This window comes from uncultured Thermosynechococcus sp., assembly GCF_938074695.1.
GTDB lineage: Bacteria > Cyanobacteriota > Cyanobacteriia > Thermosynechococcales > Thermosynechococcaceae > Thermosynechococcus.
On sequence record NZ_CALJEM010000035.1, the window covers coordinates 30,223 to 48,768 of the forward strand.

The window sequence follows — 18,546 nt, forward strand, 5'->3', positions numbered from 1 at the left end:
GCCCTATCCTCACAACCACCTTGTTGAATAGCATATTATTCTTCTATTACCCTTTGGCCCGCTCTAGCCAGAAGTTCGCATGATCTTGGAACGAATGAGTGATCTGTTGCAGTTGCCCTTTATGCAACGGGCGCTGTGGGCAGGTATCTTAACCGGAGGAATGGCGGGTGCCCTTGGCAGCTTTACCATCTTGCGGCAACTCTCCTTTTTTAGCGATGCCTTGGGGCATTCGGCACTACTGGGAATTAGCTTAGGGATTATGCTTGGCCTCAATCCTTCAGTGATGTTGTTGCCCTTTGCCGTCATCTTTGCCCTAGGGGTAACGTATCTGCTGGAGCATACGCGGCTGTGGACGGATGCCCTCCTCAATATTATCTATTCAGCTTCCTTGGCGGTGGCGGTGATTTTGCTGAGTATCAGCGATCGCTATCAGGGAGGGGTGAATAACTTACTATTTGGCGATATTCTGGCGGTGCGCCCAGTCGATCTCGTTATGAGTGGCACACTCTGCACCATTGTGGGCATTTTCGTCCTGCTGACGTGGCGGGTGCAATTGTTAATCACGGTGAATGAAGCCTTGGCGGTGGCGCAGGGGGTAGCGGTGGGAATGCAACGGCTGCTGTTTGTCACCCTATTGGCCTTGGTGGTTGCCGTCTCGATTAAGACTGTGGGGGTATTGCTGATTAGTGCGTTTGTGGTGATTCCCGCCTGTGGGGCACGCCTGTGGAGTCGGCAATTTTCACAGTATGTGGTTTTAGCAGCCCTAGTGGGAGTGGGCAGTGCGATTGTTGGCATGCTGGTGTCAGCAGGAATGAATTGGCCGTCGGGGCCGAGTATTGTGGTTTGTCAACTGGTGTTCTTTTTAGGCTCGATTGCCCTCAACTCACTGCGAGGGGTGCGGTCGTATAAAGCGTAGAAATCTCCAACAAGCTGAGGCGTGAACGCGCTGTTAGATCTAAAGGGGAGCGATCGCCCCGCCGGAAATGATCCACTGCCGCACAGCCAATCATTGCCGCATTATCGGTACACAACCGCAGTGGCGGAAAAATTAACTGTAGTCCCAAGGGTTCCGCAGCCGCCCTCAGGTGTTGTCGCAGTCCAGAATTCGCCGCTACTCCTCCCCCGATGGCTAGGGTTTTGAATCCATGATCCACCGCTGCGGCGATCGCCCGCTTGGTCAAGGCCTGTGCCACCGCTTTTTGAAAACTGGCGGCAAGATCTGCCACCGGCAATTCATCATGGGTTTGACGCAGCTCCTCCACCAGTCGTGCCACGGCGGTTTTGAGGCCACTAAAACTAGAATCGTAGGGATGCACCTTCCCATCGGGGAGGCGAATATTCCCCTCCGGTAGCTCAAAGGCCTCTGGATTGCCCTCCTGCGCCAAGCGATCCAGAACAGGTCCGCCGGGATACCCTAACCCTAGGAGGCGAGCTACCTTGTCGTAGGCTTCCCCCGCCGCATCGTCCCGCGTTTGTCCAAAAAGCTGGTACTCGCCACAGCCATACACGCCAATGAGACTGGTGTGCCCGCCCGAAACCAACAGACAAAGGAACGGCGGCTCAAGGCTTGGCTCTGCTAAGTAGGAGGCATAGAGATGCCCCTCAAGGTGGTGAATTCCCAGAAGCGGTTTTTGTTTCACAAGGGCAAGGGTTTTTGCCGCCGTCACCCCAATTAGGAGCGAGCCTACCAGACCGGGGGCACAGGTGACGGCAATGGCATCAATGGTTGACCAATCGCAGGCGGCTTCACTCATCGCTGCCGCAATGACTGTGTTGATGTTTTCTAAGTGGGCACGGGAGGCCACTTCCGGTACGACACCGCCAAAGGGCTGATGAGCACCCACTTGGGAGGCAATCACATTACTTTCAATGGCGCGATCGCGCACGACGGCAGCAGCGGTTTCATCGCAACTGGTCTCAATGGCTAGAACTCTGACCATTGGGCAGACTTGGGCATAAAGCTAGAGCTTCTTTTAAGTCTAGCCTGTTTGTGAAGGGAAGGAAGGAACGAATTTCTGGGGTTTCAATCTGCCCCAGAGTGAAGATTCGTAAGAATCTCCTCAATCCCGATCAAGAAGTAGGATATAATACAGCCTGGGCAATTTGCTCAATGTCGTGCTTGTGCCAAACGTCTTGTGGAACTGTCTGCCAAAAGTGAGTACGCCCTCTTGGCGCTTTTGGAAATGTCAATGGCCTATGAGCAGGCGGAGCCGCTGCAAATTCGCCAAATTGCTGCCATGCATAACATTCCTGATCGCTATTTGGAGCAACTGATGGCGACTCTCCGCCGCAAGGGTCTCATTCGCAGTCAGCGGGGCGCAAGGGGTGGCTACTTGCTGGCAAAGGCTCCTTGGCAAATTTCAATTTTAGATGTGCTCAACTGTATTGAAGGAGTGGAGTCGAAGCTAGAGCAAAAGCTGCCTGACAGTGGTGATTTGGCGCGCAGTCTGATCCGTTCGATATGGCTAGAGGCCTGCGCAGCGGCCAACGAGGTCTTGAGAAAGCATACGCTGCAAGACTTGTGCGATCGCCGGCAGGCCTACCAGCAAGCGGATGTCATGTACTACATCTAAAGTGATCCAAGGTTAAATGATTGCGCCGCAAGTTTTCTGTTGAATTTGGAGATTGCTCGTCCATGAATATTGCCCCTGATATTACTGCCCTCATTGGTCGCACCCCCCTTGTGCGCTTGAACCGCATTCCCCAAGCTGAAGGCTGCGTGGCACAAATTGTTGTCAAACTAGAGAGCATGAATCCTGCAGCTTCGGTGAAGGATCGCATTGGTTTGAGCATGATTCAGGAGGCAGAAGCAGCGGGTCTCATTGCCCCCGGCAAAACCGTGCTTGTGGAACCCACCTCCGGTAATACGGGCATTGCCTTAGCAATGGTGGCGGCGGCAAAGGGGTACCGTTTGATTCTGACGATGCCAGAAACGATGAGTGCAGAGCGGCGTGCCATGCTGCGCGCCTATGGGGCAGAGCTGGATTTGACACCCGGCACCGAGGGGATGAGCGGCGCCATCCGGCGGGCTGAAGAGATTGCGGCTTCTCTCCCAGAGGCCTTTATGCTGCAACAGTTCAAAAATCCCGCCAATCCTAAGATTCACCGTGAAACCACTGCCTTGGAAATTTGGCAAGACACGGACGGTCAAGTGGATATTTTAGTGGCGGGAGTGGGCACCGGAGGCACGATTACGGGAGTGGCAGAAGTAATTAAAGCCAAGAAGCCCAGTTTTCAGGCGATCGCCGTCGAACCCCGCAATAGCCCTGTCCTTTCAGGTGGCAAGCCGGGGCCTCATAAAATTCAAGGCATTGGTGCAGGGTTTATCCCTCCTGTACTCAAGCGGGAACTCATTGACGAAGTGATCACGGTCTCCGACGAGCAGGCCATTTATTTCGGTCGCCGCCTAGCCCGTGAAGAAGGTCTCCTCTCAGGGATTTCCAGTGGGGCTGCTCTGTGCGCTGCCATTCAGGTGGCTCAACGCCCCGAAAACGCCGGCAAGTTAATTGTCATGGTGCAGCCGAGCTTTGGCGAACGCTACTTGAGCACACCCCTGTTTCAGGATGCTCTGCCTTTGGTACCCAGCTACTTGCAACATTAGGCACCAGTTGAGTTCAGGACAGACCAACCATGACCGAACCTGCCACCCGCTCTGAACTTAGTGAATGCTCCCCTTATGCACACAAACCGTCATGAGCGAAGCACTCACTGGGGCTAATTTAAGCCAAACCATCTTCATCGCCCCCCTAACCCCTAGCAGTGTGCACCTGTTTCAAGGCTGCCGCAAGTCGCGGCTGATCCCAACCCCGTTGGTGGAGAATTTGCCAAGTGGCCATTAAATCAGGTCCATGCACGGCGCCAGTAAGGGCGGCGCGGAGCGATCGCATGGTTGCCCCCTTTTTGACACCTGCCGCTTTAGTGGCCTGCTGAATCAAGTGTTGCCCCATTTCTGTAGCCAATGTTGGCTCTGAAGGTAAATGGTCTAGTAAATAGGCTAGGATGGTTGCAGTTTGGGGTTGACTCAGTTGAGCCATGGCCTCTGCATCAAAGGTAACAGTGGGTACAAAGAAAACTGCCCCTTGATCAATGGCCTCCCTAAGGGTGTTGAGACTGGGCTGAAGGAGTTGGGCAAGATTCAGTAACCAAGGGCGATCGCTCCCCTCATCAAAGGCATAGCCTGCCCCCCGCCACAGGGGGATGAGTTCCGCCAAAAGTTCTTCTGGCTCTAGTTGCTGAATGTACTGGCGATTGAGCCAATTGAGCTTATCCCAGTCAAAGCGGGCGCCTGCTTTGTTAATTCGTTCAAAGCTAAAGTGCTTAGCTGCCAGATCAAGGGTAAAGAGTTCCCCCATCCCTTCAGGGGGCGACCAACCCAAAAGTGTTATGTAGTTAACCAAAGCGGGAGCTAGGTATCCCATCGCCCGAAAGTCAGAAATCGAGGTGACGCCGTCCCGTTTTGAGAGTTTTTGTCCCGCTGAGTTGAGAATCAAGGGGGTATGGGCAAAGTTGGGAGGGGTGGCGCCAAGGGCTTCGTAGAGCAAAATTTGCTTCGGGGTGTTGCCAATGTGGTCTTCACCGCGAATGACATCGGTAATGCCCATGGCAATGTCGTCCACCACAACTACCAAGTTGTAGAGGGGATAGCCAATCTCGCCTCGGGGGGCAGCCCGCGCAATCACCATATCGCCACCCAAATCAGCCCCCTGCCAACTGACCCGACCGCGCACCAAGTCTTGCCACTCAATCTGGCGATCGTCCTCGATTTTGAAGCGAATGACGGGAGTTCGCCCCGCTGCCTCAAAAGCGGCTTGCTCCTCTGGGGTCAAATGGCGATGACGGTTGTCGTAGCGGGGGGCTAGCCCCTTGGCTTTTTGTTCTGAGCGTAGGGCATCGAGTTCTTCGGGGGTGCAGTAGCAGTAGTAGGCCAATCCCTTATCCAAGAGGGTTTGAATCGCTTGGCGGTATAAATCAAGGCGATCGCTCTGGAAATAAGGACCCTCATCCCATGTCAGCCCCAGCCATTGCAACCCTTCAAGGATATTCTCGGTATATTCGGGTCGAGACCGCTCGCGATCGGTATCCTCAATACGCAGAATAAATTTGCCTCCGCAGTGGCGGGCGTAGAGCCAGTTAAATACGGCGGTGCGAGCTGTCCCAATGTGCAGATTTCCCGTTGGACTCGGCGCTAAACGAACACGAACTGTCACTGCTGACCTCGAATAAAAAACCCTTTTGATCCTACCGCATTGGCCACAGGGCTTCTAAGCAAGGGTATAGGGACGATTTAGCCGCTCCAACTGCTGCACCAGCAGGCTGAGGAAAAGCTCCACATCTGTGAGCGCCCCACCGATTCCACAGAACCGCAATCCGCTAGTTTGGTCACCACCGCCGGGTTAAGATCCACATACACCAGCTTCACCCCCGCAGGGGTCATATTACCAACACCAATGGAGTGCAGCATTGACCTAGTGCGCGGGAGCAAGCTAACAGGGCGCTTAAGGATAGGGCGGATGGTGTCGTCGGGCTTGCCGCGCAGCGGGTCACTTTGATTTGATTAATCCTATCGGTAGTGGAGATTCTAACGATTACTTTTGTTATGAATGTTATAAAACCCTGACATCGTGAGCATTGTTGTTTAGCTTTAAGGTTAGCCTGATCTGATAGAGAGTAGGGAAAATTTGCGCTAGAATCATAATTTGTGCGATCGCGCACAACTAACGGACACTACATTGACACCATTTGCGAAGGGGAATCACCTTGACTGACGTGACTGACATCATTTCCGTGACAACTGAACCCCGCTCCCATAGCCAACTCCTCGCCACGATTGAGGTTTCGGGGACACACTCTCAACAGGTGTATAACCAAGTGGTCAACGATCTCCTTCGCCATACGCAGGTGCCTGGATTTCGCAAAGGCAAAGCCCCCCGCCAACTTGTATTGCAGCAGATTGGCAAAGAGCGGCTGCACGCTGTTGTCATGGAAAAGCTGATTGAGGATACCGTCAAAACCGCCGTCGAAAAGAACAATATCCCCTATCTAGGTAACCTCGCAATTGAAGGGAGTATTACAGAGTTACTGGATCAATTTCAGCCCGGCGAAAACTTTTCCTTCAGCGTCACCTTTGATATCGAACCCGAAGTTACAGTCACAACCTACAAAGGGCTAACCATTGAGTACACTCCTGTCACCTACCATCCCGAAACTGTTGAGAAGCTCCTGCAGCGGTATCAACGGGAGCATGCCACCCTCATTCCTATCGAAGACCGGCCGGCGCAATGGGGTGATGAGGTCACCCTGAAGCTGGTAACCAAAGATGAAAATGGGGAGGTGGTGAAGGAACTGTCGGCAGAGGAACTCTCTCTGCCCCTGGATGAAGAGCAGTCCTTTTTGCTCAAGGAGATTCCTGCTGCCATTGTCGGCATGAGTGTTGGTGAAGCGAAAACGGTGACAGTGTCTGTTCCCCAGGAGGCAGAGGAAGGTAAGGCTCAACCCCCCAAACAGTTAAGTGCCGAGATTGAACTTTTGGAAATTAAAGTACCGGAACTACCCCCCCTAGACGATGCCTTTGCTGCTGAGCACAGTGAATTCAGCACCATAGCAGAATTGCGAGCTCATCTTGAGCAAAATCATCGAGAGCGTGCCGAAAACCAAGATAAGAAAGCGAAAGAAGCTGCCCTCATCGCTACCCTGATTGCCCAAAATCCGGTGGAATTACCGATAACGCTGATTCGCAAAGAAGCAGAGGTGAAAGTGCGGACAACGCTGATGCAAGTTCAGTCCCAAGGCGTTGATTTGAACAAGATCATGACTGAGGAACTCTACGAGAAAATGCGCCAAGAGGCGGAGCCGGGGGCAGCTAGGGAAGTGCACTCCCGTCTATTACTCAAGGCGATCGCCCGCCAAGAGGGCATTGAACCCAGTCCAGAAGCAGTTGAGGAACGACTAAACCACTACAAAGAAGCGTTGGGGAACCAACCGGTCAAGGATCCAGAACGACTTCGCGAATTGGCCTACGATGAAGTGCAGCAGGAGCAAGCCCTCAACTGGCTCCTAGAGCAGAATACATTTCAGCCAACCAAGTCCGACACAGCTACTCAAGCCCCAGAAGATACCCCTGCCGAGGCCCAGGCAGAGGCTGAAGCCCCATCTAAAGCGCAAAAACCCTCTGCGAAAAAAGCGAGTTCCCCCCCATCCCAAGAATAGTTCGGCATAATGAAGGGGAGGATGCCTACGGGGACAAACCGCTAGTTACAATTAATAACAAACGAACCATTATTCTAGGCAACTATGCTGCAATCGCGTTACGACCATCCCCTGAGTTCCATTTTGCGCTCTCCAGCGCTCAACTTGCCGCCTACCCATGCCAATATTGTGCCGATGGTGGTTGAGCAGTCGGGGCGGGGGGAGCGAGCCTTTGATATCTATTCGCGGCTGCTGCGCGAGCGAATTATTTTCCTCGGTGGGGGTGCCGGCGATCGCCGGGGCATTGACGATGCGGTTGCTGACTCCATCGTGGCGCAGCTTCTCTATCTAGATGCCGAGGATCCGGAAAAAGATATTTACCTATACATCAACTCACCCGGTGGCTCGGTGACGGCGGGCATGGCGATTTACGACACAATGAAGCACATTCGCCCCGATGTGTGTACCCTCTGCTTTGGCTTGGCGGCAAGTATGGGTGCCTTTCTACTGTCTGGCGGTACCCCCGGCAAACGGATGGCGCTGCCCCATGCTCGGATCATGATTCACCAACCTCTTGGGGGTGCCCAAGGTCAGGCGGTGGATATTGAAATCCAAGCGCGGGAGATCCTCTACCACAAGCGCAAGCTCAATGAACTTCTGTCACAGCATACGGGGCAACCCATTGAACGCATTGAAGCCGATACTGAGCGGGATTTCTTTATGTCTGCTGAAGAGGCCAAGGCCTACGGTCTGATCGATCAAGTGGTAACACGGCAGACCCTTCCTAGCCACTAAGTACACCCGACGCGCAACCCTAGAGGTTCCCTATGGCCAAGTATGATACTCACCTCAAGTGCTCTTTCTGTGGGAAGTCACAGGAACAGGTGCGCAAGCTTATCGCAGGCCCTGGGGTTTATATCTGTGATGAATGCGTCGAACTGTGTAATGAAATCCTCGATGAGGAGCTGTCCACCGTTACTCCCCGTCGAGACCCCAAACCGTCGCGATCGCCCCGTAGCACGCCCCGCAGTCGTCCCTTAAGCCAAGTTCCCAAGCCTCGGCAAATCAAGGAATTTCTTGATAAGCACGTGGTGGGGCAGCACGAAGCCAAGAAAATCCTCTCGGTTGCCGTCTATAACCACTACAAGCGCCTGAGCCTTTTGGATAGCGGTCAGGGGGACGACGATAATGTGGAACTGCAAAAGTCCAACATCCTCCTCATTGGCCCAACGGGGTCGGGGAAGACCCTCTTGGCTCAGACCTTAGCGAAACTCCTGGATGTTCCCTTTGCCGTTGCCGATGCCACCACCCTCACGGAAGCGGGCTATGTGGGGGAAGATGTGGAAAATATCCTGTTGCGGTTGCTGCAAACCGCCAATATGGACGTAGAAGAAGCACAACGGGGAATCGTCTATATTGATGAGATTGATAAGATTGCCCGCAAAAGTGAAAATCCCTCAATTACCCGTGATGTTTCTGGGGAAGGGGTACAGCAGGCGCTACTGAAAATGCTAGAGGGGACGATCGCCAATGTGCCCCCTCAAGGGGGACGCAAGCATCCCTACCAAGACTGCATTCAGATTGATACGACCAATATCCTCTTTATTTGTGGTGGCGCCTTTGTGGGTTTAGAAAAAACCATTGAGCAGCGGGTGGGCAAAAAAGCGATGGGCTTTGTCCGGGATGGCGAACTTCTTCCCAAGGAAAAACGCTCGGCAGATATTCTCAAGCAACTGGAACCCCAAGACTTGGTGAAGTACGGCATGATTCCAGAGTTTATTGGCCGTATTCCTGTGGTTGCCGTCCTTGAGCCGCTAGATGTGGCTGCCCTAGCTCAGATACTCACCCAGCCGCAAAATGCCCTCCTGAAGCAGTACCAAAAACTCATGCGCATGGACAGTGTCGAGTTGCGCTTTGAACCGGCTGCTGTGGAAGCGATCGCCCAAGAAGCCTACCGACGTAAGACCGGTGCTCGTGCCCTGCGCGCCATTGTCGAAGAGATCATGCTGGATGTGATGTACGAATTGCCCTCCCGCAAAGACCTGCGCGAGTGTACCATCACTCCCGAAATGGTGCAAAAACGCTCCACAGCTGAGTTACTTTTACATCCTTCTTCGCTGCCAACCCTGTCGGCGTAAGGGGCGATCGCCCACACCTCCAGCCCAAATCTATGGAGCTCTTAAGAGACTTAAAAGAAGACGTGGCTATCGGGCATCAAACTCAGCTCAAGGGGAACTGCATGGGCATCCGTCTCTAGGGCAGCGCGGATAAAGCGGGCAACGGTGGCGGGGCGCAGGAGTTTTTGGCGATCCACTTTGAGGCTGACGGCATCCCAAAAGGGGGTATCCACACCGCCAAAGTAGAAGAGACTAAAGCGAATGCCGTAGCGCTTGAGTTCTTCGGCCATGCACTTACTGAAGCCCACAACCCCAAATTTAGCGGCACAGTAGGCGGAGGCCAAGGCCATGGAATGCTTACCGAGAATGCCGACCACAGTGCAGATATGTCCCTGCTGTTGCTCCTTCATTAATTCGGCGGCCTGCTGGGTAGTGTAAAAACAGCCCTTGAGGTTCAGATCTAACATCTGATCCAAGTCAGTTGCCGTAATTTTTTGATAGGGCTTGAGAAGGCCAGCACCGGCAGCATTGATCAACACATCGAGGCGTCCCTGCTCCCTACGAATAGCTTGCATCAATTGGCTGACTTGCTCGGGCTGGGTGATGTCACAGGGCTGAATTTGCACCCTTGTTGCAGGAGAAAGTTGCCCTGCTAGAGCTTGCAGGCGATCGCTAGAGCGTGCCGCCAATACCAGCTGGGCGCCGCTGCCCTGCAGTTCCTCAACAACTGCTTGGCCAATGCCACCGGTGGCGCCCACCACCAACACCACACGATCTGCTAAGACACTCATTGTTACATTTCTTTACGTTCATTTTTTATCTTAGCGTTTCTGTTCTCCATGAGAATCCACCGGTATCTGAAACCTCAAATTAGAAAGATAGGTCTTTTCTGTGTGTACTAGGATTAAGCTGTTGGGCTTCTTGTTCAGCTGTAGTGGAGTCGGGCTTCATGACGCAGCAACCACCCCCCTCTCGTGATTGGTTAGACCTACTCCGTCAACTAGGTTGGAGAGTTGTGGAGGCTGCTATCGCAAACGTCGTGCTGATTGCCGTTGCCTCAGGACTAGGGGCATGGTGGTTTATCAGCTATGAGCTGGCTGCTGGAATTTCCCACAAACTGCAACAGCACCTCAATCGCCCAGTTAAAATTGGTAATGTGCAGCAGTTTGGCCTAAATTTTATTCGTTTTGGTCTGTCGGCCATTCCCAGCTCTCCTCAAAGCGAGGACAGTGTTACCGTCTCCCACATTGACGTGTCCTTTAATCCTTGGCAACTCATCACTCATCAGCCCTTGAATATTGAGGTAACCCTACATCAACCGCAATTCACTGTGGTTCAGGATGCCGAAGGGCGGTGGTGGCGCACACCATTGAAGCTGCCAGAAGCGGAATCCACTCCTTTTCAACTGAATCAGGTCACGGTGAAGGTGCAGGATGGTTCTGTCTTGATTCAACCCTTTCAGCGTCAGGCTTACCTGCTGCGCCAAGTCCATGGCCGTTTCACCCTCTGGCCGCAGCGCCAGAACTTTGCCCTTAAAGGTCAAGCCGCAGGACAACTGGTGCGGGATGGCGAATGGCGGTTGCAGGGGGTGTGGGATCAGGCTCAAGGGGCGGGGGAATTGGCCTTGGACTTTCGGCAAGTTCCCTTTACCTTGGCCAATGAAATTTTGCCAGAGACCATCCGGGTTCAAGGCGGCCACCTAGAGGGACAGTTGCGAGTTAAGCTTCCCTTGCCAGAAACTCCCGCAGTCACGGGTCAAATTTGGCTACGGGATGGCAAGCTGCACACCGCTTTTGTGCCCCAAGAGATTAAGGCGTTACAAGCCCATGTCCAATTGCAGGGGAATCAAGCCAAGCTCCACTATTTGCGCGGGGCGATCGCCAATCTCCGCTGGCAGGCTAAAGGCACAGTGAGTTCCGAAGAAGGCTGGAACATTGATGCCCAAGTGGCCAAATTTGATCTGGCTCCCACCCTCAAGGCATTGCAGATGGCGCCCTCTGTTTCTCTCAGGGGGCAGGTGGAGATTCCCAGCCTGCGGGTGCAGGGTGACCTCGCCAATCCTCAAATCAGGGGCGAGCTGCGCAGCCACACTCCCCTGCAAGTGGATCGATTGAAACTCCAGCAGGTACAGTTACCTTTTATCGCCTCCCTTGAGCAAGGGGTCGGCGTCATGGAAGGTCGCGCCCGACTGGCGGAGGGGGGACAGCTCTGGGCAAGGGTGGGGGTAAAACCCAGCGGTGAGTTTCGTGGGCAAGCTCAGGCGCAGCAGGTGAATTTGCAGGCAATCGCCCACCGCTATGGTGTGGTTTTGCCAGTTTCCTTGGGGCAAGGTTTTGCCCAACTGGACTTTGGTGGCAATCTGCGCAGCCCAGAGAGCTGGCAGGCTAATGCGGTATTTCAATTGCCTACTAGCCAGTATCCCCTGCAGGGCACCGCCCGTCTCACGCAAAGGCAACTGCTCATCCCTGAGTTTCAAATGCAATTTCTGGGGGGAAGTCTGCGGGGGCAAGTGCAAGCCGTCGCTGGTCGGTGGCAGTTACAGGCTCAGGCGGAGGGTATTCCTCTGCGGCAATTTCACAGGGATTTACAGGGTCGCCTCAGTGGGCAAGCGATCGCCCAGGGGCGGGTGGATCAGCTGACGCTGCCAGCCATTCGAGCCAAAGCTAATTTCCAAGTAGATCAAACCCCCAGCGGTGCTCCCCTCACTGCCGCTGTGCATTGGAATGGTCAGCAACTCCAAGTCCAAGAAGCCACCCTTGGTGCCATTCGTGCCCAAGGAACGATTGGCGTTGATTTAGCGGCTTTAGAACCCACGGACATTCAATTGGGCATCCAAGCCAGAAATCTCCCCCTGAGTACCTTAAGCACCTTCTTGAAACCGAATTTACCTGTTCCCCTTACCCTTGCGGGCACCACCTCCTTCCAAGGTCAACTGACCGGACGCCTCAACAATCTCCAATTTCAGGGGTCGCTGTTCACTCAAGGATTAGCTGTGAATGGTTGGCGCTTTGCTCCTCAGCTTGCGGGAACACTGGCTTTGAGCCGGCAACAGGGGGCAACCCTCAATCTTCAAGGGGGGGGCGATCGCTTGGCGTTGCGTTTGGCTGCCGATGGTTTCCCCCACTCCCTACTCATTCAACGGCAACAGGCACAACTCATTGGCCAGCGCCACGGGGAGAACTTTGATTTGCGTCTCCAGCAGTTTCCTGTAGAATCCCTGCGGTTACGTCCTCCAGAATTCCCCAACGAGGCCATTCTTGCCGGAGTCGCCTCTGGCAGCCTACAGTTGCAAAATTGGACGAGGGGGCAGGGCACTTTTACCGTCGAGCGACCGGGGGTGGGGGCATGGCGGGGCGATCGCCTGCAGGCACAATTTCGTCTGAGTCGCGATCGCTGGACAATTCACTCTGGTCTCTTTGAAAAAGGTCAGAGTCGCTATCAATTGACGGCAGATTTCCAGCCCCAACGATGGGGGGCGCAGTTGACGATTGCCCAAGGCAATCTAGCGGATTTGACGGGATTCGCCACTGCTGTTGGGATTGGCCAACCCACTGCTCGGGGCACCGCGGCAGATTTGGGACTCCCTAGGGCCGGAGAAGGTCTCCAAGTCTCGCTGCTCACGCAAATTCGCCGCCTTGCTGAAATTGATCTGCTGCAAGCCCAAGCGGCTTTGGTGCGGCGGCCACAACTGCTGCCCCCCTTGGATCAACTTCAGGGGGCTTTTAATGGCCAAATCAACCTCAGTCAAACTCCCCAGTCGGGTCTTGTGGCCAGTTTTGATCTCAAGGGAGCCGATTGGCAGTGGGGAAATTACCACCTGGATCAGTTTTTGAGTCGCGGTCGCTTTGCCCAAAATCAACTGGTGCTGACGAGCCTCAATCTCTTGGCCAACAGGGGCCAACTCAACATGAATGGGACGGTGGGCGGCAACCGGCAAAATGCCCAATTGCGGCTTGAGCAATTTCCCGTCAGTCTTGTGGGGAGTCTTTTGCCTCCTGGGGTAGAGGTTGAAGGTAAAGTAAATGCCCAAGCGGTGTTGACCGGCTCATGGCAGCGGCCTATTCTCACTGGTGAAGCGACCCTTGCCGATGGGCGATTGAATCAGCGTCCCCTTGAAGCTGCCAATGCCACCTTCCGCTATGCCCAAAATCGGCTTGCCCTTCAGGCGATCGCCCGCTTTAACACTCCAGAGCCGCTAATAGTTACGGGTTCAGTTCCCCTGATCTATCCCCTTGATCCACGACCTGTGGTTGATCCGCAGTTGGCGCTGGATGTGAGTGTCAAAGATGAAGGACTATCGTTGATAAATCTCTTTACGGATCAGGTGCAATGGCAGCAGGGCAAAGGTCTTTTCCAAGTCGAATTGCGAGGAACATGGGAAGACCCCCTTCTAAACGGCGTCCTCAGTGTGGACGATGCGGTCATCAAAACTCCCGTCTTTGAGGAACCAGTAACAAATCTCAGTGCGCGGATCCGCTTCGATCGCGATCGCCTGCGGGTGGATGGCATTCAAGGTCTCTTTAGCCAAGGGCAAATTACCATGGCAGGGGTGTTGCCCATTCAAACTCCCTTGGCCTCAGATGATCTCGATGCTGCCACACCCCTCACCGCGTCCTTGAGACAATTGCAAGTCAATGCCGGCAATATCTATCGCGGTACAGTAGATGGCACACTCGTGATTACAGATACACTCCTGAGTCCCAATCTGGGGGGCAGTGTCCAACTCAGCCAAGGCCGATTTGATTTGGGCGCTATCAATGGTGTTGCCAATGACAATGGGTTAGCTGCTCCTTTTAGTCGTCTCTTTGAACCCCCAGCCTTTGATAACTTGGAAATTACCATTCCGGATTCCTTGCGCGTGACGCGATCGCCCGTTCTCAACCTCACAGCCAATGGCAGTTTGATCCTCAATGGCAGTCTCGACAGTCTCCAGCCCGCCGGCAAAATTCGCCTCACGGGAGGGCAACTGAATTTGTTCACCACCCTCTTTTTGCTGCAGCAGCGAGCGGAGAACTATGTGCTCTTTACCCCCGCCAATGGCTTAGATCCCGAACTCAACCTCACCCTTGCTGCCACTGCCACCGAAGTTTATACTCCCGGCACCGTGACGCGACTCTCCGATGTGGGTTCCGTAACGGCCACCAGTTTAGGGACACTGAATACTGTGCATATTACTGCCCGCCTTAAGGGTCGTATCAGTCAGCTCCAAACGAATTTACCCGCAGTGCTTGAGCTATCCAGTACCCCTTCGCGCAGCACGGCCGAACTTCTCACCTTGATGAGCGGTGGCTCAATTGCAGATCTCAACCAAGTGGGAGGAGAAGCAGTGGTGGCCAGTCTCGCCGGATCTGCTCTTTTCAACAACCTACAGGCATTGATTGATCAGGCCACGGGTAACCGCACCTCCTTTCGGATTTTTCCGACCGTGGTGCCCCCCGATCGCCAAGCCCAAAGCCAAGCCCCAAGCCTTGCCGTAGGGGCTGAACTTGGTTTTCAAGTGAATCGTTTTACCTCGGTTTCCCTCTTGCAATTGCTAACCGCCCCCAATGATCCGACACGGCTTAACCTCGGCTTTCAGGTGACAGAGCAGATTCGTCTTGGCGGGCAGCTGAGCACCAGGGGTGAGGGCACAGGCTTTGTTGAATTTCGCTACCGTTTTTAAGGGGTAGCAGAGCAGTTCCACTGCGGCATCAGATTTGCTTACCATAGGGAAAAACGCAAGACACAATGAGTGCACATGCGGTTGCAGTGGTGCTGCCGCTGTCCCCTCTGAAGCCATGACCGAAATTCAAGCCCTATTTGAGCGCATTGCCCCCATCTATGATCGCCTCAATGATCAACTCAGCTTTGGCCTTCACCATGTCTGGAAACAAATGGCTGTGGACTGGCTGGAACTGCCTAAAGGGGCAGCGGCTTTAGATCTCTGCTGTGGCACGGGGGATTTAACCCGTGCCCTAGCACGGCAAGTGGGGCGGCAGGGGCGGGTCGTGGGATTGGATTTTGCGAAGGCACCCCTGGCGATCGCCCGCCAGCGCAGTTGCCATTACTCCCAAATTGAATGGGTTGAAGGGAATGCTCTAGCTGTACCCTGTGCAGATCAAACCTTTCAGGGCATCACCATCGGCTACGGGCTACGCAACGTGTCAGATATTCCCCAAGCCCTCAGCGAAATGTTTCGACTTCTTATTCCCGGTGGGCGCGCAGCAATTTTGGATTTTAGCCATCCGCAAACCCCTGCACTCCAGCAATTTCAACAGTGGTATTTGCAACAGTGGGTAGTGCCCACTGCCCGTCAGTACGGCTTGGCGGCAGAGTACGACTACCTCTGGCCGAGCATTCAGGCCTTCCCCACTCCCCCTACCCTCTGCGACCTGATTCAAAAAGCGGGCTTTCAGCGGGTGACGCACTACCCCCTTCTCGGCGGACTGATGGCGATTACCATTGCACAAAAGTAATCCATGTTACAAATGTTAGACTTAAGCCCGCCGGGAATCCTCTAAGCTATAAGTACAGCCTTTTTCTATACAGTTCACGAGGCATACTCAGCTTTTAGGAACGGGGGCAAGTCGCTCTGAGTCATGCTCAATAGCTGTGAAAAAGGCTGTAGGTAAACCGCAGGGCATATGGAGGGCAGGATGTATAAAAAAATTCTCGTTGCGGTGGATGACAGCGAACTGGGAGAACAGGTTTTTCAAACGGCACTGGATTTGGCACAGCACTACCAAGCTCGCATGATGCTGATTCATGTCCTCTCGCCCACTAGTGAATCCTATCCTGACCCGATTTTTAGCACCCCTTTAGCTTCGGGTGTGTACGTGGGACTCCATGAAGAGGTGATGCGTGCCTATGCCGAGCAGTGGGAAAACTTTGAGCAAAAAGGCTTGGATATGCTGCGCAACTTGACCCAAATTGCCAATGAAAAGGGCGTGTCCACAGAATTTACGCAAGCCTTGGGAGATACCGGTCGTGCGATTTGTGATCTGGCCAAAGATTGGGAAAGCGATTTGATTGTGCTGGGGCGGCGGGGTCTCAAGGGCTTGAGTGAATTTTTCCTCGGCAGTGTCAGCAACTATGTGCTCCACAATGCCCCCTGTTCTGTGCTCACTGTCCAGCGTCACCGTGATTGAGATGCCTGTTCGCATTAAGTTTCTTGTCCAACCTACCCGTTCTGAGTGGGTGGAGCAGGCGATCGCTCACCTAGATACGATTTTGTTGGATCACTCCCACTGTGAGCGCAAAGCTGCCGGCGTCGCCATCAATCTCATGTTTCGCTATCCTTCCCACAAGCCTCTGGTGGATGCCCTTACCGATATTGCCCAAGAGGAACTAGAGCATTTTCGCCAGGTCAATCAACACCTAGAGCGCCGCCACATTGCCCTTGCCCCCCTGAGTGCACCCCCCTATGCCTCTCGCTTGAATGCTGCTGTCCGTCAGCAGGAACCCCAGCGCTTCTTGGATACCCTATTGGTCTGCGCGTTGATTGAAGCCCGCAGCCATGAACGGTTACAACTGTTGGCTCAGCACTGTCCAGATCGGGAACTAGCGGAGTTCTTTGCTAGCCTAGTGACCTCTGAGGCACGCCACTACGGCACCTATTGGTACTTGGCCTATGAATCCTTTGGTCAAGAGGTGGTGCAAGAGCGATTGCAGCAGTTGGCCGCCCTGGAAAGTGAGATCCTCAGCACACTCTACCCCTTGCCCCGGATTCACAGTTAGCCCTAGATGGCCGGTGGTGTTGCCTCTTGGGCGGTGGTGGGTTGAGCGACCGTGAGGCGTACGGTTTGACCAAATTGCTCCAAAATCACTGCGGGTGTGGTGTCGTAGGCATCAATCGCCCGCACAATCACATTGCCGGCGATCGTATCCCCCACCTGCACAGTGCGGGTGACATTCTCCTTGGGTGAGCGAATAATCGCTTGGAGACGACCCTTCACCGCAGCCACACCAAAAACTTTCACGGCTTGAGCATCAACAGGTGGGGGCGGAGGCGGTGGCGGCGGGGGCGTAGGTCGGCTAGCGGTACCACTAGCGCCTGTACCATTACCCTCTGTTCTAGAAGTGCCGGTGCCACCCCCTTCAACCGTGCCACCATTCCCGCTATTCTTAACGTCAGCCGTATTTGGTAGTGGAACAGGTTCAAAGGGATTCGGGCGACCAGTATTCCCAAGCCCCTCAATGTAGGTTTTGGGGTTGGTGGGTGGGGTCAAGGCGGCAATCGCAAATCCGGCAGCGCTGGTTTCGGTGGGTTCAGGGGGGGTGGGAGCGGCTGCGGGGGGAGCAACGGGTTGATCGGGTTGAGTTGTGATTTCTGTTTCACTGACAATGAAGCCACAGCCACTCATTGCTGAGGCCAGTAGCCCGGCTGCAATGGTAATGATCTTGGTGCGCTGTTTGAACATTTGGTGTCTCACCTTTGGATGATGGTCTGGTGGTGCAGACGTGTTCTTTGTTGCCTACTATAAAATGTACCGTCGGCTGGCAGTGGCTATGCATAGGCAGTTACCAAAGTGGTCTTTGCGTTGCAGAGTTGCCGTGGGGGCGATCGCTCGGTAAACTGAAGAACGACTGTAACGTTATTTACGGAATCAATTGATCATGAGTGCTAAGCCCGTCGTGATTGCTCCCTCCATCCTCTCTGCTGATTTCAGTCGTCTGGGTGAGGAAATTCAAGCAGTGGATCGGGCGGGAGCCGACTGGATTCATGTGGATGTGATGGATGGTCGCTTTGTTCCTAATATCACGATTGGGCCATTGATTGTTGAGGCGATTCGCCCCTTGACCCAAAAGCCCCTCGATGTGCACTTAATGATTGTCGAGCCAGAAAAATACGTCGCTGATTTTGCCAAGGCCGGTGCCGATATTATCTCAGTTCACGCCGAACATAATGCTTCACCGCACCTGCATCGAACCCTGTGCCAAATCCGCGAACTGGGCAAACAGGCGGGGGTCGTGCTCAATCCCTCTAGCCCCCTTGACCTCATTGAGTATGTTCTCGATGTCTGCGACCTTGTCCTGATTATGAGTGTCAATCCTGGCTTTGGGGGTCAGAAGTTTATCCCGGCAGTGCTGCCGAAAATTCGACGGCTACGGCAATTGTGCGAAGAGCGCGGCCTAGATCCTTGGATTGAGGTGGATGGTGGTCTGAAGGCGGACAATACTTGGCAAGTCCTTGAAGCGGGTGCCAATGCCATCGTGGCCGGCTCAGCCGTCTTTAAGGCGCCTGATTACGCTGCCGCGATCGCCG

The 18,546-nt window shown here is 54.1% G+C and carries 15 protein-coding genes and 1 pseudogene; 11 read left to right on the forward strand and 5 right to left on the reverse strand.

What is annotated here, in order from left to right:
- Window positions 1-79 precede the first annotated feature (79 nt).
- On the forward strand, window positions 80-916 hold the full coding sequence (locus Q0683_RS05875) for a metal ABC transporter permease (RefSeq protein ID WP_298976764.1): 837 nt from the start codon (window positions 80-82) through the stop codon (window positions 914-916).
- Here the strand turns inward: Q0683_RS05875 and tsaD are convergent.
- Complete coding sequence (gene tsaD / locus Q0683_RS05880; RefSeq protein ID WP_298616417.1) at window positions 879-1,940, reverse strand: tRNA (adenosine(37)-N6)-threonylcarbamoyltransferase complex transferase subunit TsaD; 1,062 nt, start codon at window positions 1,938-1,940, stop codon at window positions 879-881. The genes Q0683_RS05875 and tsaD overlap by 38 nt on opposite strands.
- Before the next feature lie 195 nt (window positions 1,941-2,135).
- Here tsaD and Q0683_RS05885 point away from each other — a divergent pair, with 195 nt between their 5' ends.
- The gene (locus Q0683_RS05885; protein WP_298616414.1) at window positions 2,136-2,573 is read left to right on the forward strand and encodes an Rrf2 family transcriptional regulator; all 438 of its coding nucleotides are present in this window, start codon (window positions 2,136-2,138) and stop codon (window positions 2,571-2,573) included.
- Between the two features lie 62 nt (window positions 2,574-2,635).
- Complete coding sequence (gene cysK, locus Q0683_RS05890; protein ID WP_298616410.1) at window positions 2,636-3,601, forward strand: cysteine synthase A; 966 nt, start codon at window positions 2,636-2,638, stop codon at window positions 3,599-3,601.
- 145 nt (window positions 3,602-3,746) lie between these two features.
- Here cysK and gltX read toward each other — a convergent pair whose 3' ends face one another.
- Complete coding sequence (gene gltX, locus Q0683_RS05895; RefSeq protein WP_298616408.1) at window positions 3,747-5,207, reverse strand: glutamate--tRNA ligase; 1,461 nt, start codon at window positions 5,205-5,207, stop codon at window positions 3,747-3,749.
- Window positions 5,208-5,261: 54 nt separating this feature from the next.
- Window positions 5,262-5,464: pseudogene (locus Q0683_RS05900) on the reverse strand (hypothetical protein); the annotation flags it as partial.
- Between the two features lie 302 nt (window positions 5,465-5,766).
- Here Q0683_RS05900 and tig point away from each other — a divergent pair.
- The 3 genes from tig to clpX all read left to right on the forward strand — a co-directional run bounded on the left by tig (window position 5,767) and on the right by clpX (window position 9,323).
- Window positions 5,767-7,206 carry a trigger factor gene (gene tig, locus Q0683_RS05905; RefSeq protein WP_298976776.1) on the forward strand — a complete coding sequence of 480 codons (1,440 nt, stop codon included), beginning with the start codon at window positions 5,767-5,769 and terminating at the stop codon, window positions 7,204-7,206.
- An 84-nt stretch (window positions 7,207-7,290) separates the two neighbouring features.
- The gene (gene clpP / locus Q0683_RS05910) at window positions 7,291-7,980 is read left to right on the forward strand and encodes an ATP-dependent Clp endopeptidase proteolytic subunit ClpP (protein ID WP_298616405.1); all 690 of its coding nucleotides are present in this window, start codon (window positions 7,291-7,293) and stop codon (window positions 7,978-7,980) included.
- Between the two features lie 32 nt (window positions 7,981-8,012).
- Window positions 8,013-9,323, forward strand: coding sequence for an ATP-dependent protease ATP-binding subunit ClpX (gene clpX / locus Q0683_RS05915; protein WP_298616402.1), 1,311 nt, complete (start codon window positions 8,013-8,015; stop codon window positions 9,321-9,323).
- Window positions 9,324-9,373: 50 nt separating this feature from the next.
- Here the strand turns inward: clpX and Q0683_RS05920 are convergent, their stop codons facing one another.
- Window positions 9,374-10,093 carry an SDR family oxidoreductase gene (locus Q0683_RS05920; RefSeq protein ID WP_298617423.1) on the reverse strand — a complete coding sequence of 240 codons (720 nt, stop codon included), beginning with the start codon at window positions 10,091-10,093 and terminating at the stop codon, window positions 9,374-9,376.
- A 224-nt stretch (window positions 10,094-10,317) separates the two neighbouring features.
- Between Q0683_RS05920 and Q0683_RS05925 the strand changes: the two genes are divergently transcribed.
- The 4 genes from Q0683_RS05925 (at window position 10,318) to miaE (ending at window position 17,018) form a co-directional block, all read left to right on the forward strand.
- On the forward strand, window positions 10,318-14,964 hold the full coding sequence (locus tag Q0683_RS05925) for a translocation/assembly module TamB domain-containing protein (protein ID WP_298976769.1): 4,647 nt from the start codon (window positions 10,318-10,320) through the stop codon (window positions 14,962-14,964).
- 115 nt (window positions 14,965-15,079) lie between these two features.
- Complete coding sequence (gene ubiE, locus Q0683_RS05930) at window positions 15,080-15,757, forward strand: bifunctional demethylmenaquinone methyltransferase/2-methoxy-6-polyprenyl-1,4-benzoquinol methylase UbiE (protein ID WP_298616395.1); 678 nt, start codon at window positions 15,080-15,082, stop codon at window positions 15,755-15,757.
- Window positions 15,758-15,937: 180 nt separating this feature from the next.
- Window positions 15,938-16,429, forward strand: coding sequence for a universal stress protein (locus Q0683_RS05935; RefSeq protein WP_298616392.1), 492 nt, complete (start codon window positions 15,938-15,940; stop codon window positions 16,427-16,429).
- A gap of 1 nt (window position 16,430) precedes the next feature.
- The gene (miaE, locus tag Q0683_RS05940; protein WP_298616390.1) at window positions 16,431-17,018 is read left to right on the forward strand and encodes a tRNA-(ms[2]io[6]A)-hydroxylase; all 588 of its coding nucleotides are present in this window, start codon (window positions 16,431-16,433) and stop codon (window positions 17,016-17,018) included.
- Between the two features lie 2 nt (window positions 17,019-17,020).
- On the opposite strand, the gene Q0683_RS05945 is transcribed toward miaE, so the two are convergent.
- Window positions 17,021-17,701 carry a hypothetical protein gene (locus Q0683_RS05945; protein ID WP_298976773.1) on the reverse strand — a complete coding sequence of 227 codons (681 nt, stop codon included), beginning with the start codon at window positions 17,699-17,701 and terminating at the stop codon, window positions 17,021-17,023.
- A 196-nt stretch (window positions 17,702-17,897) separates the two neighbouring features.
- On the opposite strand from Q0683_RS05945, the gene rpe reads away from it, so the two are divergent.
- On the forward strand, window positions 17,898-18,546 hold a 649-nt coding region (rpe, locus tag Q0683_RS05950; protein ID WP_298617427.1), incomplete at its 3' end, for a ribulose-phosphate 3-epimerase.